The organism is Allorhizobium sp. GW101-3B10, from assembly GCF_059424725.1.
This window is the reverse complement of the sequence record NZ_JBWKZR010000001.1, coordinates 4,424,997-4,442,236: the sequence shown is the minus strand read 5'-3', so window position 1 is coordinate 4,442,236 and position 17,240 is coordinate 4,424,997. Positions and strand designations below refer to the sequence as shown.

Here is a 17,240-nt window from a genome sequence, read left to right as displayed (position 1 = left end):
CGCCGCACAGGGCAGTCAGACGCGGTCACATTCCAGAGGATGGGCGGACCGCGTTTGGTTCGGCTGGACAGGACCGTCAGCTACTGTGTTATCCGGGCTATAGCAAGGATAAACAGTTCTGAAAATAGCCGCGGGCGCGCACAGTTTTCTAATCGTCCGACCAGGGTTCGCCGGGTTGCAGCCGGTCGATCGCCCGCCTTTCCTTCTTCGTCGGACGCCCCGAACCGGGCAGGCGCGTCGCCTGATCGAGCGGCCCCAGCTTGTCTTCTTCGCTCGGCGGCGGGGTCATGTCCTGGTAGAGCAGCCGGGCTTCCTCGTAGGGTCCGCGGCGTTCGCCCGCCTTCACCACCAGAAGCACGATGTCGCGCTTTTGCAGCGCAACCTCGATCCGGTCGCCCGGCCCGATCAAATGGCTGGATTGGCGGACGATCTGGCCGTTGATCCGGACATGGCCGCCCGCCACGCGTTCCTGGGCCAGCGAGCGCGACTTCGAGACACGGGCGAAGAACAGCCACTTGTCGATGCGCTGGCGCGAACCGCTCTGTGGCCGTTTGTCGTCCATGTTACTTCTTCATCTGCTCCTTGAGAGCGGCAAGCTTGGCAAAGGGCGAATCCGGATCGATCGGCTTCTCCTTGCGCGGCGGCTTTGCCTCGAAGCGGGCGGGCTGCGACTTTGCGTCGCGGTCCGGCCGGTTGTTCGGCCGATCCTTGCGCTCGCCGCGGTCCTGACGCTCCGAACGGTCGCCCTTGTGGCCGGGGCCACCACGGCCGCCGTCCTTGTCGCGGCCCTTGCCGCCTTCGCCGTCGCGGCGCCGCTCGTCGCGCTTGCCTTCGGTCTGCCCTTCCGCAGGGGCGCGATTGGGACCGCGATGGCCGGCACGCTGGCGGTCACCCGCCGGACGCGCGCCACGCTGGTTGTCGGCACGGCCGCCCGGACGCCACAGCAGCACCGGCTTCGGCTCGGCGGCAGCCGCATCTTCCACCGCGGGCTCGCCGGAAACGGCAGCGTCCTCGGCAGGAGCAGCGTTCTCTTCCGTCGCTGCGGGGGTCTCTTCGGTCGCAGCAGGCGTCTCTTCGGCAACGGCCTGCGGAGCGACAGACGCCTCGTCGGCGGTGCTTTCTGCCTGGGCGGTTTCCTCGTGCGCTGCATCGGCATCGCCGTGCTCGCCCGAGACCTCGGCCGGCTTTTCCGCAGCGGATGCGGACGGTGCCGTCTGGGCAGCCAGGAATGCTTCGGCTTCCTCGGCGGTCACGCTGTCGGCGCGATAGCCGAGACCCTTGAGGATCTCTTCCATGTCGTCCGGCGTCGCACCGAGGATGGACAGCATCGCCGTCGTCGTGGTGAAGCGGCGACCGTCATAGGCACCGTCCGGACGCTGGGTCGAACCCGGCTTCCACTGAAGGAGCGGACGGATGAGGTCGGCCAGGCGCTCGAGGATGTCGATGCGCACGGCGCGCTTTCCGAGGAAACGGAAACCGGCCAGCTTGTAGAACATGCGCTCGAAGCCCGGATCGGTGACGACCGAGGTCCGGCCGGCTGCGAGCACGGGGATGAGATCGCCATAGCCGGGCTTGTCCAGGCCGTCGTTCTTCAGTGCCCACAGAAGCGTGATCAGCTCGGCCGGTGCCGGCTTGAGCAGTGCGGGCATGAAGATGTGGTAGGCGCCGAAACGCACGCCATATCGCCGCATGGAGGCGCGGGCGTCCTGGTCTAGCGACTTGACGTCGTCCGAGACGTCGCGGCGGAACAGCACGCCGAGGTTTTCGACGAGCTGATAGGCAAGGCCCTTGGCAAGCCCCTGCAGATCCTCGGCGCGAGACAGATCGTCGAGCGGCTTGAGGATCGTCGAGATGTGATGATTGACGAAGCGCTCGATACGGGCGACGACGTGATCCCGGGCGTTGCCGGTCAGCTGTTCGTCGGCCAGCAGGATGACACGCGGATGCAGCATGTGGTCGCTGCCGGTGAGACGCGCCACCGGATCGCCGAGCCAGCGCACCAGGCCGTCGGCGCTGATCGCCAGATCGCTGTTGCCGGCGGCATGGAGACGCGCGGCGCGGGCCTCGAACTCGAGCCCGAGCGCTTTGTGCGCGGCCGACTCGACGGCCTTGGCGTCAGGCCCTTCGGTCCCCGATATGGGCGTGAACCGGAAACCGGCGAGTTGTCCCACATGATGTCCTTCCACGAAGACATCGCCGTTTACACTGATTTCAGCTTCCAACATCGCATTCTCTCTCAAGCGCTTCATGAGCACAGATGTCCTGCGATCAACAAAGCGTTTCGTCAACCGTTCATGTAGCGCATCGGACAATCGGTCTTCGATTTCCCGTGTCTTTTCTTGCCAGTGTGTCGGATCGGCAAGCCAACCCGGCCGGTTCGATACATAAGTCCATGTTCGGATCTGGGCAATCCTGGCGGACAAGGTATCGATTTCGCCGTCGGTTCGGTCCGCCCGACGAACCTGTTCGCCCATGAAATCCTCGTTGACCGTACCATGGCGCACAAGGTCGAAGAACAGGCTCTGGATCAGGTCGGCATGCTGGGCAGGCGTGATGCGCCGATAGTCGGGCAATGCGCAGGCTTCCCAAAGCTTCTCGACGCGCGCCGGCGTATCGGCAAGGTCTCTCACCTCCGGATAGCGCGCCAGGAATTCCAGCGCCTGCTGGTCGATCGCCGGCAAAGCCCTGGTCAGCCCTTCGACGCGCGGCGCCGCCTCGAGGCTACGCTGCAGTGCACCGATCGACGAGAAGTCGAACTTCGCAGTACGCCATTGCAGCACCTTCACACTGTCGAATTCATGCGCTTCGAGCCGCTCGACCAGTTCTTCCTCGAACGGATCCACCCGCCCGGTCACGCCGAAGGTACCGTCCTTCAGATGGCGCCCGGCTCGACCGGCGATCTGGCCGAGCTCGCCGGAATTCAGATTGCGGAACTGGTAGCCGTCGAACTTGCGGTCCTGGGCGAAAGCCACATGGTCGACATCGAGATTGAGGCCCATGCCGATCGCATCGGTGGCGACCAGATATTCGACGTCGCCCTCCTGATAGAGACCGACCTGCGCGTTGCGGGTGCGGGGGCTGAGCGCCCCGAGCACCACGGCGGCCCCGCCGCGCTGGCGGCGGATCAGCTCGGCGATCGCATAGACCTCGTCCGCGGAGAAGGCGACGATCGCCGTGCGCTGCGGCAGGCGGGTGATCTTCTTCTGGCCGGCATAGAAAAGCTGGGAAAGCCGGGGCCGCTCGATGATGGTGATGCCCGGCAGGAGTTGCAGCAGGATCGGCTTCATCGTGGCCGAGCCGAGCAGCAGCGTCTCGTCACGGCCGCGCAGATGCAGAAGGCGGTCGGTGAAGATGTGGCCGCGTTCCAGATCGCCGGCCAGCTGGATCTCGTCGATCGCCACGAACGAGGCTTTGGTCTCGCGCGGCATGGCCTCCACGGTGCAGACAGAAAAGCGGGCGCCCGGCGGCGCGATCTTTTCCTCGCCGGTCACCAGGGCCACCTGCGAGACACCGACGCGCTCGACGAGCCGTCCATAGACCTCGCGCGCCAGCAGGCGCAGCGGCAGGCCGATGATGCCCGAGCCATGCGCCACCATACGGTCGATGGCGTAATGGGTCTTGCCGGTATTGGTCGGCCCCAGCACAGCCGTGACGCCGCGGCCGCTCAGGATCATGGGTTGCGAATTCAATGATGGCTCCGCGCTGCAAGGGGTCATCGACCGCGGCTGGTGGCGGTCGGCGAGCTTGCCCCACACATGGCGACGATTGCCGACAAAGGCAAGCCATCCGTGACAGGTGAGCCCGATTCCCGCTCCTCGGCCGCAGGAATTCCCCCAAAAGCGGAGGTCAGCGGCCCGCCGTTAACCCACGGAACATGCTGGGAACGAATCAGCGACGAATCGCTGACTCCGGGCGATTCAGGATTTGTTCACGGCTACATCTCGGCGGCCTGTCGAGAATCGACACAAAATGCTGAATCGGATCAATGGCTTGCCAACGGGGTTCCGTCCCGTTGGTTAACCATGATCGGGAGTGGAACCGTTCTGCCCCCCCCGACGCGTTCTGGGAACTCTGGTTCACCGATGTGATGTTTCCGCCGCCCCATGCCGAATGGATCAGCGGCATCCACGACGCCATCGTTCCGCCCTCGCACCAGCGGAGACTGTCGAAGCTTCTCCCGCGCGCGCGGACCGTGCTTGTTCGGCGACTGCGGCCATCTGGTGATGGTCGAGCAGAAGCGACAGATGGACAAGGTAATCGCCGGCTTCCTCGATCCCCGCTCGTCCGTCGTCGCCGCCCTTGGCCGCCAGCGCGCCAACCCCTTCGCGCCGCTTCTCAATGGGTTCGATCCGGACTTTTCGCCTGCCCTTTCGGCACGGTTGGAACAATTCTCATCCGGCGACGTTGAAGCGACAAGAAGACCAGGTTTTGCATTCCCGAATGGAGAGGGTCACCATGTTGAGCACAATTCTCATCGTCATCGTCATATTGCTGCTGATCGGCGCGCTGCCCAATTGGGGCTATAGCCGCAACTGGGGCTATGCGCCTTCCGGTGGCCTGGGCCTCGTGGTTCTCATTCTTGTCATCCTGCTGCTCATGGGCCGGATCTAACGCCCGTCAAAACCGAAGAGGAAAACCGACGATGAAGAAAATCCTTCTTGCCCTTGCCCTGATTGCCCCCCTGGCATCCTGCACGGCGACCGAACGCGGTGCCGGCGTAGGCGCCGCAACCGGTGCCGTCATCGGTGGCGTAGCCACCAATTCCGTCGGCGGCGCAGCCGTCGGCGCAGTGGTCGGCGGCGCTGCCGGCGCCCTGATCGGTCAGTCCCAGGAACGTTCGGGCTATTGCGTCTATCGCGATCGCTACGGCCGCACCTACGAAGCGCGCTGCCGCTAAGTCGCAGACAGCGCCTCGACAGAAAGCCGCCGGTTCCCCCACCGGCGGTTTTTTGCTGTTTTGGACCGTCACGTTAACAGATCGACCAAAGCCGGAACGAATCGGCGACGAATCGGTGACGCGCCTGTTTTCCCGCTTTGTTCACCGCAATATCTTGTTGAATAACAAACTGTTAGCCATAGGAAACGGTGGATATTAGGATCTGCGGCCGCCGGCTACGGGCCTGATGTTAACTTTTGGCACACGGCAGAAAAAGCCGGCCCGAGGGCCGGCTCGAGTCTGATCCGTTATCTCAGCTCAAACGAAGAACTGGCCGCCATTGGCCGAGATCGTCGATCCGGTGATGAAACCGGCATCGTCGGATGCGAGGAAGACCACGATTCGCGCGATCTCCTCCGGCTCGCCGAGACGCCCGACCGGGATCTGCGGAATGATCCGCTCGTTCAGCACCTTTTCCGGGATGGCGCGCACCATCTCCGTGCCGATATAGCCCGGGCAGATCGCGTTCACCGTGATCCCCTTGGCTGCGCCCTCCTGGGCGAGCGCCTTGGTGATGCCGAGATCGCCAGCCTTGGCCGCCGAATAGTTGGCCTGACCCATCTGCCCCTTCTGGCCGTTGATCGAGGAGATGGTGATGACTCGGCCGAAATTGCGGTCGCGCATGCCGGACCACACCGGATGGGTCATGTTGAACACGCCGGTGAGGTTGGTGTTGATCACTTCGTTCCACTGTTCCGGCGTCATCTTGTGGAACATGGCATCGCGCGTGATGCCGGCATTGTTGACGAGGATTTCGACCGGGCCGAGTTCCGCCTCGACCTTGGCGATCCCCTCGGCGCAGGACTGGTAGTTCGAAACGTCCCACTTGAACGTATGGATCCCCGTTTCGGCCTCGAAGGCCTTGGCCTTCTCGTCATTGCCGGCATAGTTCGCCGCCACCCGGTAGCCGGCGGCCTTGAGCGCGATCGAAATCGCCGCCCCGATACCCCGGGTTCCACCCGTCACCAATGCAACTCTGCTCATGTGCTGTTCTCCCCTCAATATACAGTTTCATCGTCCACCGACTCTTCTGACGGAGTCGTTGTTAGGACAGGTTTGTGACAAGCAGATCGACCTCGGTCATGACGGCCCGTGCCGTCATGCTCCTCCAGACCGCGTTTTCAGTTCACAGTGCCTCGAGGCACATGGCGATACCCATGCCGCCACCAATGCAGAGCGTGGCAAGACCCTTCTTGGCGCCGCGGCGCTTCATTTCGAAGACCAGCGTGTTGAGAATGCGGGCGCCGGATGCACCGATCGGGTGGCCGATGGCGATCGCACCGCCATTGACGTTGACGATCGAGGTATCCCAGCCGAGGTCCTTGTTGACCGCACAGGCCTGGGCGGCGAAGGCCTCGTTGGCCTCGACGAGGTCGAGATCGGAAATCTTCCAGCCGGCCTTCGCCAGCGCCTTGCGCGATGCCGGGATCGGGCCTGTGCCCATGACCTGCGGATCGACGCCGGCCGTCGCCCAGGACGCTATGCGGACAAGCGGGACGAGTCCGCGACGGGAGGCTTCCGCCTCGCTCGTCAGCAGGGCTGCGGCTGCGCCGTCATTGATGCCGGACGCGTTGCCAGCCGTGACCGTGCCTTCCTTGTCGAAGGCCGGGCGAAGTTTGGTCATGCTGTCGAGGGTGGCTCCGGCACGAATGTATTCGTCCGCATCGACAGTCACGTCGCCCTTGCGGCCAGCGACGACGAAAGGAACGATCTCGTCCTTGAAGCGGCCGGCCACCTGCGCGGCCTCGGCCTTGTTCTGCGATGCAACGGCGAAGGCATCCTGCTCGTCGCGCGTCAGCTGGAACTGGCGGGCGACGTTCTCGGCGGTCGTGCCCATGTGGTAGCCGTAGAAGGCATCGGTCAGGCCGTCCTTGATCATGGTATCGACCATCTTCAGGTCGCCCATCTTGGTGCCGGCCCTCAGATGCGCGCAATGCGGCGCCATCGACATGGATTCCTGGCCGCCGGCGACGATGATCGTCGCATCGCCGGTCGAGATCTGCTGCATGCCGAGCGCCACGGCACGAAGGCCCGAGCCGCAAAGCTGGTTCATGCCCCAAGCGGTGGCTTCCTGCGGTATGCCGGCCTTCATCGCCGCCTGACGGGCGGGATTCTGTCCCTGGCCGGCCGAGAGCACCTGGCCGAGGATGACTTCATCGACTTCCTTTGCGTCGACGCCGGCACGCTCCAGCACCTCCTTGATGACCGCGGCGCCCAGGTCGTGGGCCGGGACGTTGGCAAAGGCGCCGTTGAACGAGCCGACCGGCGTGCGCGCTGCGCTCGCAATGACGATGGATGAACTGCTCATGGACGCCTCCTCAGGAGTTTGTTTCTTTGAGCTTGAAACTGGCAAAGCTTTAGGTCGAAGTCAAACAGGAAGAACGTCAGCCGTTTCGTTCCTTAGTTGTGACAGCTTGACATTCGTCAACCGCGGGTGCCGCATCGCACAAAGAGATTGTCACCACCCTCGATTTGCGCTTACACTTCTTTCGGGAAGAGCAAAAATCCACAAAAACAACGGGGTTAGGAGACGAATATGGCCAAAACGGACGGCGAGATCGTCATAAAGAAATATGCCAATCGACGCCTCTACAATACGGGCACCAGCACCTATGTGACGCTGGAGGACCTGGCCAAGATGGTCAAGAAGGGAGAGGAGTTCACCGTCCAGGACGCCAAGTCCGGCGAAGACATCACCCATTCGGTTCTGACCCAGATCATTTTTGAGCAGGAGTCGAAGACGGGCAACACGCTGCTGCCGATCTCCTTCCTGCGCCAGCTGATCGGCTACTACGGCGACCAGATGCAGATGGTCGTTCCGAGCTTCCTCGAACACTCGATGAAGGCTTTCACCGAACAGCAGGTCCAGATGCGCGAGCAAATGACCAAGGCCTTCGGCGAAACGCCGCTCACGAAGAACCTGCAAATGCCGATCCAGCTGATGGAAGAACAGGTGAAGCGCAACACCGATATGTTCCACCAGGCCATGCAGATGTTCTCGCCATTCCTTGGCGCCCAGCCGCCGAAGGAGCCGAAGAAGGCCGAAGCCAAGGACATCGACGAGCTGAAGGAACAGTTGCGCACGCTGCAGAGCAAGCTCGACAATCTCTGACCCACCGTCGCCGACGACGTCGCTCGATCATCGAGGGCTGGGGAAAACTCCGGCCCTTTTCCATTGGATCAGGAAGCGAACGGCCTCAGAGGCCGATCGAGACATCGCGGCCGGCTGAGCGGATGGATACGGCGAAGCCGCCGACGACATCGATGAAGGCGACCGTCATCAGGATGAAGAAGGTCTGCGTCGCCGCTCCCCTCACCAACAGGAACTCCACCAGGAAGGCGACGAAGACCAGCATGGACAGCATGTGGTTGATCAGCGAGCCGGAGCCGTTGAGCGTAGCCTTCAGAATTTCGAAGAACAGCACAGCCAGCGCAACCAGGATCAGAACGTCGCCGAGCGACAGGGTCCAGATCGCGCCCGACAGCATGGAAAGCGAAAGCAGCTGGCTTTCCAGGACCTGAACGCCGCCGCCGAAAAGGCCGAGCATGGCGAGATTGTAAAGCGCCAGCGGCAGGATCATCAGTGGTATGGCGGCAAACATGGGCAGGCCTCGGATCATTGAATGCGATCGCCGCCGGATGGCAGGCGATCGAAAGGTAGATTGAACGACCACACGCCCAAAAAATAAAGGCCGGCACAAGGCCGGCCTTAAAAAAGTCATCCGAATATTCGGATGTTATGCGCTTTCCTTGGGCGTCAGCACCTGACGGCCACGGTACATACCGGTCTTCAGATCGATATGGTGCGGACGGCGCAGTTCGCCGGAGTTCTTGTCTTCGACGTAGGACGAAGCCTTCAGCGCGTCTGCAGAGCGGCGCATACCGCGCTTGGACGGGCTTGTTTTTCTTTTCGGTACAGCCATTTTACTTACTCCACATGACGGGCAAAACAGGATCCCGCGGCCGGATGAGGCCGAACAGCACCTGTCTCGATCTCGGAATTTGGCGCGCTTATACATGCCCCGCAGGGCTTTGACCAGTCCCCAGATCAATTTTTTCAGGCGGGCCAGGCGAAGAGCAGGCTCAAGCCTCATCTTCCGCGACAATCCATGTTTCCGCCAGTGCCGCATCCCGCCAGGCGACCCATGCCGGATGGCTTTCCATCGCCTGCATGTAGTCGAGGGTATCGGCGTCCCTGACCAGGTCATAGACTTTGAAGCGGTTGACCACGGGGGCATACATCGCATCGGCGGCGGAGAAGGCGCCGAACAGGAAAGGGCCGCCCGAACGCTGCCGCATGTCGCGCCAGATCGTCTCGATGCGCGCCACATCGTCCGCAACCCCTTCGGGCAGATCGATGGCGCGAACCTCCCGGCGCATGTTCATCGGGCAGGCACCGCGCAGCGCCCTGAAGCCCGAAAGCATCTCCATCGAGATCGACCGCGCCATGGCCCGGTCCCCGCTGTCGGTCGGCCAAAGTCCCGCATCGGGGAAGAGCTCCGCCGCATATTCGATGATCGCCAGCGATTCCCAAACCCTCAGACTGCCGTGGTGCAGCACCGGCACGCGTCCGGTCGGCGAGATCTCCTTGAACTTCGGATTGCCGGCGTCGAAATCAAACGGAATGAGCCGTTCCTCGAAGGGAATGCCGCATCCCGTCAGTGCCATCCACGGGCGGAACGACCAGGAGGAATAGTTCTTGTTGCCGATATACAGAATGAAAGGGTCCATCGCCGCGCTCCCGAATGGCATCTTGTCCCTCAAGAGTAGGACGGGATAGGCGCCCGCACCAACCAAAGTTTTGAAACTCAGTCATAAAGACATGTGATGTAAGCGCCGGAGCGCTTGGCGCGCCGGTCGACCACGGCCGCCAGACGCTTCATGCCCTTGCCCGGCTTGCCGGCCACCCGCTCAATCGGATTGGGCAGGGAGACGGCCAGCAGCGCCGCCTGGCTCGGCGTGAGCTTCGAGGCCGAGGTCTTGAAATGATAGCGGGCGGCGGCCTCGACGCCGTAGATGCCCGGACCCCACTCGGCGATGTTGAGATAGATCTCCATGGTCCGCGTCTTCGGCCAGACGAAGTCGGCGACGATCGCCAGCGGCAGCTCCAGTCCCTTGCGCAGCATCGACCGGCTGTTCCACAGATAGAGGTTCTTCACCGTCTGCATGGGGATCGTGCTGGCGCCGCGGGTCGCCTCGCCCGACAGCGCGTCATCGACCACGCCCTTCATCTGTTCCCAGTCGACGCCCCTGTGCGAGCAGAATTGGCCGTCCTCGGACATCATGACGGCGCGCACCAGATGCGGCGAGATCGTCTCGAAGTCGACCCATCGCCTGTCATAGCCCCGGAAGGTGACGAGATCGGCAAGCATCAGCGTCGAAACGGGGTGAATGAAATCGACCCGATAGAGCAGGACAAGCGCATAGGGCAAGAGCAGAAGGGCAATCACGACGCGGAGAACGCGGCGCGCGAGGTCGATGGACCTGCGCGGCGCTGGCGCCTCGCCCTCGTCTTCGTCTCCGATATCGCTGTTTTCCGCCAAGAAGGATCTGCCTGGTGTCTGCGAGTGATCGTTTCTCTTAGCGAGCCTGTCGGCCGATAGCCAGACCGCTTGCGACGGCGGGCGGCTTTTCCCGGCCAGATTCCCGTTGCCAGCCCCGCAACCCCATGCCAAATAGCCGCGACGGAGGCCCCGATGATCCCATTCGATGCAAAGCTAGACGCCACAGCCAAGCGGACCGAGAGGCTCCTGGACCAGCTTCTTTCGGCCGAAGTGCAGCCGCAGGAGACCACCCGGCCGGCCCGTCTGCTTCAGGCCATGCACTATGGCGCGCTGAACGGCGGCAAACGGCTTCGCCCGTTTCTGGTGGTCGAAAGTGCAGCAATGTTCGGCGGCGACGAGACGGCGGCGCTGCGGGTCGGGGCGGCACTCGAATGTCTGCACAGCTATTCGCTGGTCCACGACGATCTGCCGGCCATGGACGACGACGATCTGCGGCGCGGCAAGCCGACCGTCCATATCGCCTTTGACGAGGCGACCGCCATCCTCGCCGGCGACGCGCTCCTGACCTACGCCTTCGACATCATCGCCGCGCCGGAAACACATCTGCCCGACCGCGCCAGGATCGAACTGGTATTGGCCCTCGCGCGCGCTGCCGGCATCGGCGGTATGGCCGGCGGCCAGGCACTGGACCTCGCGGCCGAAAAAGAGACGCCCGACGAGCCGGGCATCGTCACCCTGCAGGCGATGAAGACCGGCGCGCTGATCCGGTTTGCCTGCGAGGCGGGCGCCATCATTGCCGGAGCGCCGGCGGAAGACCGCGACCGCATGCGCCGCTTCGGCGAGATCATCGGACGCGCCTTCCAACTGGCCGACGACCTGCTGGACCTCACCTCGGATGCCGCGACCCTCGGTAAGGCTGCCGGCAAGGATGCCGCACGCGGCAAGGGGACGCTGGTGGCGCTGAAGGGCCGGCCCTGGGCCGAGGCCGAACTCGACCGGCTGGTCGGCGAGGCAACGCATCTCATCGCCGTCTACGGCGATCGGGCAAGGACACTCGTCGAGGCTGCCCGCTTCGTCGCCAACCGCAAGAACTGAACGATCCGGGCAATTCGTTCCGCGGAATCATCAATTTCCGGACAGGCGGGCATCAAATCATCTGACATGTGCCCGAGCGCGGGAGGCGTTATGCTGCCCTTTCAGATCCAGGAGAACGGGACCCCATGAACGACATCGCCCAGCACCTGCCGCAGATCGTGGCGGCCTATCTCGTCTATCTCGCTGCCGTGCTAAGCCCCGGCCCTGCGGTCATGGCGATCGTCTCGACGTCGATCGCGGAGGGCCGCCGTTCAGGGCTCGCCATGGCGGCTGGTGTCTTCGCCGGCTCGTTCACCTGGGCAATGGCCGCCTCGATCGGCCTTGCCGCCCTTCTGACGCACTATGCGGGCGTGCTGCAGGTGGTGAAGATCGCCGGCGGTCTCTACCTGCTCTATCTCGCCTACAAGGCGCTGCGCTCGGCAAGCCGCCCCGACGCTGCCCTGCAGCTGGCAACCGCGGATGCCGTTCCGGTGAGAAGCCTCAAGCGGACCTTCCTGCTCGGCTATGCCATCCACCTGACCAATCCCAAGGCGATCTTTGCCTGGGTGGCGATCATTTCGCTCGGGCTGCCGCAGGGCGCCTCGACCGCAGCCGTGGCGCTGATCGTCGGCGGCTGCCTGCTGACCGGCCTCACCGTCTTCACCAGCTATGCCCTGCTGTTTTCCACCGGACCGGCCTATCGCGCCTATCGCGCCGCCCGCCGCGGCATCGACGCGACGATGGGTCTGCTGTTTGCCGCCGCCGGCATCAAGCTGCTCACCACCCGCATATGAAGAAGGCGCCGCTGGATGGCGGCGCCTGGAACTCTTACCGGTCTTCGCCGGATCAGCCGGCCTTGATCGGCGCGATCTGGATCTCGACGCGGCGATTCTGCGCGCGACCCTCCGCCGTGGCGTTCGATGCGACCGGCTGGCTGGGGCCGAAGCCGAGAGCCGAGACGCGACGCGGGTCGACGCCCTGCGAGTTGAGATAGCTCGCCACCGACATGGCGCGGCGCTCGGACAGCGCCTCGTTGTGGGCAACGCTGCCGGTCGAATCGGTATGGCCGTTGACGTCGATCAGCGTCTTGTCGAACTTGCGCAGCACGATCGCCACCGAATTCAGCGTCGGATAGAACTGCGGCATGACCTGATCCTGGTCGGTCGCAAAGGTAATATTGGACGGCATGTTGAGGATGATCCGGTCGCCCATGCGGGTGACCGAAATGCCGGTGCCCTGCAGCTGGGCCCGGAGTTCGGCCTCCTGATTGTCCATGTAGTTGCCGATCGCGCCGCCGGCCAAGGCACCGATGCCGGCGCCGATCAGCGCACCATTGCGGCTGTCACGGCCACCGCCGCCGATCACCGCGCCGCCGACCGCGCCGAGCGCGGCACCGAGAACGGCGCCGCCGGCCAGGTTGGACGTCTTCTGTTGACCGGTATAGGGATCAGTCGTCGTGCAGGCGGTCAGATAAATCGCGGCGGACGCGAGGATCGACATTTTCTTGATCATCGTCGGAATCACTCCAGGAAAAACTCTAGTTTCCGTCAACAAGCCAAATGCGGCAATATGAAGTTGCAGGCCTCCACGGCCTACTCGGCAGCGCTTTTCCGGCCATAGCGCTTGTCGATATAGTCGATGACCAGCGCCTCGAAATCGGCGGCGATGTTCGTGCCGCGCAGCGTCATCGCTTTCTGGCCGTCGATAAAGACCGGGGCGGCCGGCGTCTCGCCGGTGCCCGGCAGCGAAATGCCGATATCGGCATGCTTGCTTTCGCCCGGTCCGTTGACGATGCAGCCCATGACCGCGACGTTGAGCGCTTCGACGCCCGGATATTTCTCGCGCCAGACCGGCATGTTCTTGCGCAGGTCCTGCTCGATCTTCTGGGCGAGTTCCTGGAACACGGTCGAGGTGGTGCGGCCGCAGCCGGGGCAGGCCGCGACGACCGGGACGAACTGGCGGAAACCCATGACCTGCAGGATTTCCTGCGCCACCTGCACTTCGCGGGTGCGGTCGCCGTTCGGCTCGGGCGTCAGCGAGACGCGGATCGTATCTCCGATCCCGTGCTGCAGGACATAGCCCATGGCGGCCGACGAGGCGACGATACCCTTGGAGCCCATACCGGCCTCGGTCAGCCCCAGATGCAGCGCGTGGTCGGAGCGCCGCGCCAGCATTGAATAGACGGCGATCAGGTCCTGGACCTGGGACACCTTGGCCGACAGGATGATCTTCGATCGCGGCAGGCCGATCTCCTCGGCGAGTTCGGCCGACAGCAGAGCCGACTGCACAATCGCCTCGCGCGTCACCTGCCGCGCCGAGAGCGGAAAGCCTTCCGCCTGGTTCTTGTCCATCAGCCGGGTCAGCAGTTCCTGGTCGAGCGAGCCCCAGTTGACGCCGATGCGCACCGGCTTGTCGTAGCGGATCGCCATCTCGACGATGTCGGCGAACTGCTTGTCCTTCTTGTCCTTGAAGCCGACATTGCCCGGATTGATCCGGTATTTCGCCAGCGCCTCGGCGCAAGCGGGATGGTCCGCCAGCAGCTTGTGGCCGATATAGTGGAAGTCGCCGACCAACGGTACGTCGAGCCCGAGGCGCAGCAGACGGTCGCGGATTCTCGGCACGGCGGCCGCACTCTCGTCGCGGTCGACTGTGACGCGCACGATCTCGGAGCCGGCCTTGAACAGGGCGACCACCTGCGCGACGGTCGCATCGACATCGGCCGTGTCGGTATTCGTCATCGACTGCACGACGACGGGGGCACCGCCGCCGACGATCACGCCGCCGACGTCGACGGCAACGGTTTTGTGGCGCGGCTTGGGATCGAATTCGTCTGCGGATGTCATGGAATGCCCTTGAACGGCGCGAAATTTGTCAAAATCAGGTGGATCAAACATGCGCGCTTGTCAACCATGCTCTAAAGCACGGCCAACAGGCGAACGGGCCGATCGGCAGTTGCACCATATATCCAAGATCTTGGCCGAAACTTGGTCCATGTCCGCCATCCACATAATTGGGAACGCGGCCGTCCCTGCCGGCGCCCGTCAATGCCGTCCCTACCGGCGCCGGCAAGCGGGAGGCGGGCCTTCGCCCGACGCCCTAGCTGTGCGCCTCGCCGACCCGGTCGGCATGGCGTGCCAGGCCCGACAGCGCCAGCACAACGAGGTTGAGCAGCGACACCGCGGTATAGACGACCGAGAGCGTGGTATATTCAGCGATGAACCCGATGATCGACGGGGCAAACAGGATGCCCGAATAGCCGAGCGTGGTGACGACCGAAAGACCGATCCCGGGCGCAAGGCCGGGTATGTTGCCGCCCGCCGAAAAGGCGATCGGCACCATGTTGGAAATGCCGATGCCGGCAATGCCGAAGCCGATCAGCGCGATCGTCACGTTCGGTGCCTGGCCGGCAATCACCAGGCCGACGAAGGAAGCCACCGTGCAGAGCCTGAGCGTCCTGACGGCCCCCAGCCGATCGCGAACAAGATCACCAGCAAAGCGCATCGCCGCCATGGCCAACGAAAACGCAGCAAAAGCAAAACCCGACAGGGCCGTCGAGGCGTTCAGTTCGTTGCCGAGATAAAGCGCGCCCCAGTCGAGGATGGCGCCTTCCGGAATCATGGAGAACAGCGCCACGAGACCGATCAGCCACGGCAAGGGCGAAAGCGGCAGCTTGGCCCGGTCGCGCCGTTCGGAGGGATGCGGCCGGTCGACGAGGATCATCGTTCGTGCGAGCGCCAGCAGAGCCAGCACGACGCCGGCCACCAGGAAGGCGTGGCCAAGGGCACCGAGCGCTGCGATCAGCAGGCCGCCGGTTGCCGCCCCCACCAGCCCGCCGAGGCTCCAGAAAGCGTGGCAGGACGACATGATCGAGCGCCGCATCGAACGCTCGACCTCCACCGCATTGGCATTCATCGCCACGTCCATGGCACCGCCGAGGCCGCCGAACAGGAAGATCGCCACGGCCCCGGCCCAGACGGAATCAACCAGGGTGATGCCAATGATGGTCGGAATGAACAGCAGCGCTGCGACCTGCACGACGGGGCTCGAGCCAAAGCGGGCGATCTGCATGCCGGCGATCGGCATAAGCAGCAGGGAACCGATGCCGAAGACGAACAGCATCATGCCGAGATGGGCTTCGCTGAGCGATAGGGCCTTGGCGAAGACCGGGATCTTCGGCGCCCAGGCGCCCATCATCAGGCCATTGATGAAGAACAGCATCGACACGGCTGCCCGCGTCCGGGTGAAATAGCCGCCGCGCATCTGCGCGCCCGCATCGTTGGTCGTTTCCGCCATCGTCCTCTCCTCGGAATTTGCGGCACTCTATTTAAATCGATTGAAACGGCAACGGCAAAAGCGACGCGGGCATTTCACATTTTGTTTCCCGCCGAAATGGCAGGCGCCGCCCAGCGAAAGTGCAAAAGGATGCAATTGACAGCAGGTGGCGAAAGGGAAACATGGCGTCCGTTCTTCTCGTCCGGCTGCTTCGCCCCGCGACGCCGACCCCGTCAATGATCCTGCCTCCATGGTGCATGCGTGAAAACAACCGTCGGCTTAGGCATCCTGCTGACCAGCCTGTCCTATTTCCTCTTCACGCTGCATGACGGCATTATAAAGCTGCTGGTCGAGACGACCGCCGTCTGGCAGATTCTCTTCTTCCGCAGCGTCGTCATCCTGGCCGGTTGCCTGATGTTCGGCGGGCCATCAATGGTCAGCGAAGCGATCAGGTCGCCGGTGGTCAAGCCGATGATGATCCGCAGCCTGCTGCTGCTCGGCGCATGGCTGTGCTATTACAATGCGGCCCGCGAGATGCAGCTTGCCGAACTGACGACCTTGTACTACGCGGCACCGGTGGTGGCCACGCTGCTTGCCGTGCCGATCCTGAAGGAGCGCGTGACCCTGCCGCGCTGGACGGCGGTCGTCGTCGGCTTCATCGGCGTGCTGATCGCCACCAATCCGATGGGCATGACCTTGCGGCCCCCGGTCTTTCTCGCCCTTCTCGCCGCCTTCCTCTGGGCCTTCTCGACCGTCTTGCTGCGCCGCACCGCCATGGGCGCCCGCACCCTGGTACAGATGAGCGTGACCAACATGTTCTTCCTCGTTCTGACGGGCACCATGCTGTTCCAGGTCTGGCATACGCCGAGCATGACGGAACTCGGCCTGTCACTGGCGACCGGCATGATCGGCGGCGTGGCCCAGGTCGCCTTCTTCGAGGGCATGCGCCGGGCGCCGATCTCGGTGCTTGCGCCGTTCGAATACACCTCGCTCGTCTGGGCCTTTGCGCTCGGCTATGCGATCTGGCGCGACATTCCGACCCTCAACGTGTTTTTCGGCGCGGCGCTGATCTGCAGCGCAGGCCTGATCATCATCTTCAGCGAGCGAATGCTGTCACGCCGCTAGCCGGGCGCAATGTCGCGCTCGCTCTGCGGCTCCCCGCCTTCGCCTCCAGCTATCTGCAAATAGTCCTTGCGACTGCGCCAACCATCGTATATACGAATATATGTAGATATATATCCATGGAGGTTGCTATGTCTCTCGATCGTGCCGTGCTGGCCTTTGCCGGCGTGATGGTTCTGGTTTCCGTCCTTCTGACGGCTTTCGTCCATCCCTATTTCGTCTGGTTCACCGTCTTCATCGGCGTTAACATGCTACAGTCAGCCTTTACCGGCTTCTGCCCCGCCGCGATGATCTTCAAGAAGCTCGGCTTCCGTCCCGGCTGCGCATTCTGA

Annotated in this window: 18 protein-coding genes; 7 read left to right on the top strand and 11 right to left on the bottom strand. The window is 63.5% G+C overall.

Annotated elements, in window-relative coordinates; all coding sequences use genetic code 11:
• Positions 1–148 precede the first annotated feature (148 nt).
• Both AC07Y0_RS21770 and AC07Y0_RS21765 read right to left on the bottom strand, forming a co-directional pair.
• A complete protein-coding gene (locus AC07Y0_RS21770; protein WP_498679719.1) occupies positions 149–562 on the bottom strand; it encodes an RNA-binding S4 domain-containing protein in 414 nt (137 codons plus the stop codon).
• A gap of 1 nt (position 563) precedes the next feature.
• A complete protein-coding gene (locus AC07Y0_RS21765; RefSeq protein ID WP_498679718.1) occupies positions 564–3,716 on the bottom strand; it encodes a helicase-related protein in 3,153 nt (1,050 codons plus the stop codon).
• 739 nt (positions 3,717–4,455) lie between these two features.
• Here AC07Y0_RS21765 and AC07Y0_RS21760 point away from each other — a divergent pair.
• On the top strand, positions 4,456–4,611 hold the full coding sequence (locus tag AC07Y0_RS21760) for a DUF3309 family protein (protein ID WP_498679717.1): 156 nt from the start codon (positions 4,456–4,458) through the stop codon (positions 4,609–4,611).
• 31 nt (positions 4,612–4,642) lie between these two features.
• Positions 4,643–4,897, top strand: coding sequence for a YMGG-like glycine zipper-containing protein (locus AC07Y0_RS21755; protein WP_498679716.1), 255 nt, complete (start codon positions 4,643–4,645; stop codon positions 4,895–4,897).
• A gap of 297 nt (positions 4,898–5,194) precedes the next feature.
• Here the strand turns inward: AC07Y0_RS21755 and AC07Y0_RS21750 are convergent, their stop codons facing one another.
• Positions 5,195–5,920 carry a beta-ketoacyl-ACP reductase gene (locus tag AC07Y0_RS21750; protein ID WP_498679715.1) on the bottom strand — a complete coding sequence of 242 codons (726 nt, stop codon included), beginning with the start codon at positions 5,918–5,920 and terminating at the stop codon, positions 5,195–5,197.
• Positions 5,921–6,062: 142 nt separating this feature from the next.
• Entirely contained in the window at positions 6,063–7,244 is a 1,182-nt protein-coding gene (locus tag AC07Y0_RS21745; RefSeq protein ID WP_498679714.1) for an acetyl-CoA C-acetyltransferase, read from the bottom strand.
• Between the two features lie 228 nt (positions 7,245–7,472).
• Here AC07Y0_RS21745 and phaR point away from each other — a divergent pair, with 228 nt between their 5' ends.
• A complete protein-coding gene (gene phaR, locus AC07Y0_RS21740; RefSeq protein ID WP_498679713.1) occupies positions 7,473–8,048 on the top strand; it encodes a polyhydroxyalkanoate synthesis repressor PhaR in 576 nt (191 codons plus the stop codon).
• Positions 8,049–8,133: 85 nt separating this feature from the next.
• Here the strand turns inward: phaR and AC07Y0_RS21735 are convergent, their stop codons facing one another.
• From AC07Y0_RS21735 to mtgA, 4 genes are all read right to left on the bottom strand, one after another.
• Positions 8,134–8,538 carry a hypothetical protein gene (locus AC07Y0_RS21735; RefSeq protein ID WP_498680306.1) on the bottom strand — a complete coding sequence of 135 codons (405 nt, stop codon included), beginning with the start codon at positions 8,536–8,538 and terminating at the stop codon, positions 8,134–8,136.
• A gap of 135 nt (positions 8,539–8,673) precedes the next feature.
• A complete protein-coding gene (gene rpmF / locus AC07Y0_RS21730) occupies positions 8,674–8,859 on the bottom strand; it encodes a 50S ribosomal protein L32 (RefSeq protein ID WP_028737195.1) in 186 nt (61 codons plus the stop codon).
• A 160-nt stretch (positions 8,860–9,019) separates the two neighbouring features.
• Positions 9,020–9,667: a glutathione S-transferase family protein gene (locus AC07Y0_RS21725; RefSeq protein WP_498679712.1), complete on the bottom strand. Its 648-nt coding sequence runs from the start codon at positions 9,665–9,667 to the stop codon at positions 9,020–9,022.
• A gap of 77 nt (positions 9,668–9,744) precedes the next feature.
• Entirely contained in the window at positions 9,745–10,416 is a 672-nt protein-coding gene (gene mtgA / locus AC07Y0_RS21720; protein ID WP_498680305.1) for a monofunctional biosynthetic peptidoglycan transglycosylase, read from the bottom strand.
• Between the two features lie 216 nt (positions 10,417–10,632).
• Here mtgA and AC07Y0_RS21715 point away from each other — a divergent pair, with 216 nt between their 5' ends.
• Positions 10,633–11,535, top strand: coding sequence for a polyprenyl synthetase family protein (locus AC07Y0_RS21715; protein ID WP_498679711.1), 903 nt, complete (start codon positions 10,633–10,635; stop codon positions 11,533–11,535).
• 125 nt (positions 11,536–11,660) lie between these two features.
• Positions 11,661–12,308, top strand: a complete 648-nt coding sequence (locus AC07Y0_RS21710) for a LysE family translocator (RefSeq protein ID WP_498679710.1) — start codon at positions 11,661–11,663, stop codon at positions 12,306–12,308.
• Positions 12,309–12,360: 52 nt separating this feature from the next.
• Here AC07Y0_RS21710 and AC07Y0_RS21705 read toward each other — a convergent pair whose 3' ends face one another.
• The 3 genes from AC07Y0_RS21705 to AC07Y0_RS21695 form a co-directional block, all read right to left on the bottom strand.
• Complete coding sequence (locus tag AC07Y0_RS21705) at positions 12,361–13,026, bottom strand: YiaD family glycine zipper/OmpA-like lipoprotein (RefSeq protein WP_498679709.1); 666 nt, start codon at positions 13,024–13,026, stop codon at positions 12,361–12,363.
• 80 nt (positions 13,027–13,106) lie between these two features.
• Positions 13,107–14,357, bottom strand: coding sequence for a flavodoxin-dependent (E)-4-hydroxy-3-methylbut-2-enyl-diphosphate synthase (gene ispG / locus AC07Y0_RS21700; protein ID WP_498679708.1), 1,251 nt, complete (start codon positions 14,355–14,357; stop codon positions 13,107–13,109).
• 253 nt (positions 14,358–14,610) lie between these two features.
• On the bottom strand, positions 14,611–15,807 hold the full coding sequence (locus tag AC07Y0_RS21695) for an MFS transporter (RefSeq protein ID WP_498679707.1): 1,197 nt from the start codon (positions 15,805–15,807) through the stop codon (positions 14,611–14,613).
• Between the two features lie 240 nt (positions 15,808–16,047).
• Between AC07Y0_RS21695 and AC07Y0_RS21690 the strand changes: the two genes are divergently transcribed.
• Both AC07Y0_RS21690 and AC07Y0_RS21685 read left to right on the top strand, forming a co-directional pair.
• Positions 16,048–16,911: a DMT family transporter gene (locus AC07Y0_RS21690; RefSeq protein WP_498679706.1), complete on the top strand. Its 864-nt coding sequence runs from the start codon at positions 16,048–16,050 to the stop codon at positions 16,909–16,911.
• 128 nt (positions 16,912–17,039) lie between these two features.
• Positions 17,040–17,240, top strand: coding sequence for a YgaP family membrane protein (locus AC07Y0_RS21685; RefSeq protein WP_115670428.1), 201 nt, complete (start codon positions 17,040–17,042; stop codon positions 17,238–17,240).

What these genes read in the sequence shown, in the direction of transcription:
- ispG (WP_498679708.1), bottom strand. Translation starts at nt 14,357, where the DNA reads ATGACATCCGCAGACGAATTCGATCCCAAGCCGCGCCACAAAACCGTT.
- AC07Y0_RS21755 (WP_498679716.1), top strand. Translation starts at nt 4,643, where the DNA reads ATGAAGAAAATCCTTCTTGCCCTTGCCCTGATTGCCCCCCTGGCATCC.
- AC07Y0_RS21745 (WP_498679714.1), bottom strand. Translation starts at nt 7,244, where the DNA reads ATGAGCAGTTCATCCATCGTCATTGCGAGCGCAGCGCGCACGCCGGTC.
- rpmF (WP_028737195.1), bottom strand. Translation starts at nt 8,859, where the DNA reads ATGGCTGTACCGAAAAGAAAAACAAGCCCGTCCAAGCGCGGTATGCGC.
- AC07Y0_RS21710 (WP_498679710.1), top strand. Translation starts at nt 11,661, where the DNA reads ATGAACGACATCGCCCAGCACCTGCCGCAGATCGTGGCGGCCTATCTC.
- AC07Y0_RS21765 (WP_498679718.1), bottom strand. Translation starts at nt 3,716, where the DNA reads ATGACCCCTTGCAGCGCGGAGCCATCATTGAATTCGCAACCCATGATC.
- AC07Y0_RS21750 (WP_498679715.1), bottom strand. Translation starts at nt 5,920, where the DNA reads ATGAGCAGAGTTGCATTGGTGACGGGTGGAACCCGGGGTATCGGGGCG.
- AC07Y0_RS21725 (WP_498679712.1), bottom strand. Translation starts at nt 9,667, where the DNA reads ATGGACCCTTTCATTCTGTATATCGGCAACAAGAACTATTCCTCCTGG.
- phaR (WP_498679713.1), top strand. Translation starts at nt 7,473, where the DNA reads ATGGCCAAAACGGACGGCGAGATCGTCATAAAGAAATATGCCAATCGA.
- AC07Y0_RS21735 (WP_498680306.1), bottom strand. Translation starts at nt 8,538, where the DNA reads ATGTTTGCCGCCATACCACTGATGATCCTGCCGCTGGCGCTTTACAAT.
- AC07Y0_RS21685 (WP_115670428.1), top strand. Translation starts at nt 17,040, where the DNA reads ATGTCTCTCGATCGTGCCGTGCTGGCCTTTGCCGGCGTGATGGTTCTG.
- AC07Y0_RS21705 (WP_498679709.1), bottom strand. Translation starts at nt 13,026, where the DNA reads ATGATCAAGAAAATGTCGATCCTCGCGTCCGCCGCGATTTATCTGACC.
- AC07Y0_RS21715 (WP_498679711.1), top strand. Translation starts at nt 10,633, where the DNA reads ATGATCCCATTCGATGCAAAGCTAGACGCCACAGCCAAGCGGACCGAG.
- AC07Y0_RS21760 (WP_498679717.1), top strand. Translation starts at nt 4,456, where the DNA reads ATGTTGAGCACAATTCTCATCGTCATCGTCATATTGCTGCTGATCGGC.
- AC07Y0_RS21770 (WP_498679719.1), bottom strand. Translation starts at nt 562, where the DNA reads ATGGACGACAAACGGCCACAGAGCGGTTCGCGCCAGCGCATCGACAAG.
- AC07Y0_RS21695 (WP_498679707.1), bottom strand. Translation starts at nt 15,807, where the DNA reads ATGGCGGAAACGACCAACGATGCGGGCGCGCAGATGCGCGGCGGCTAT.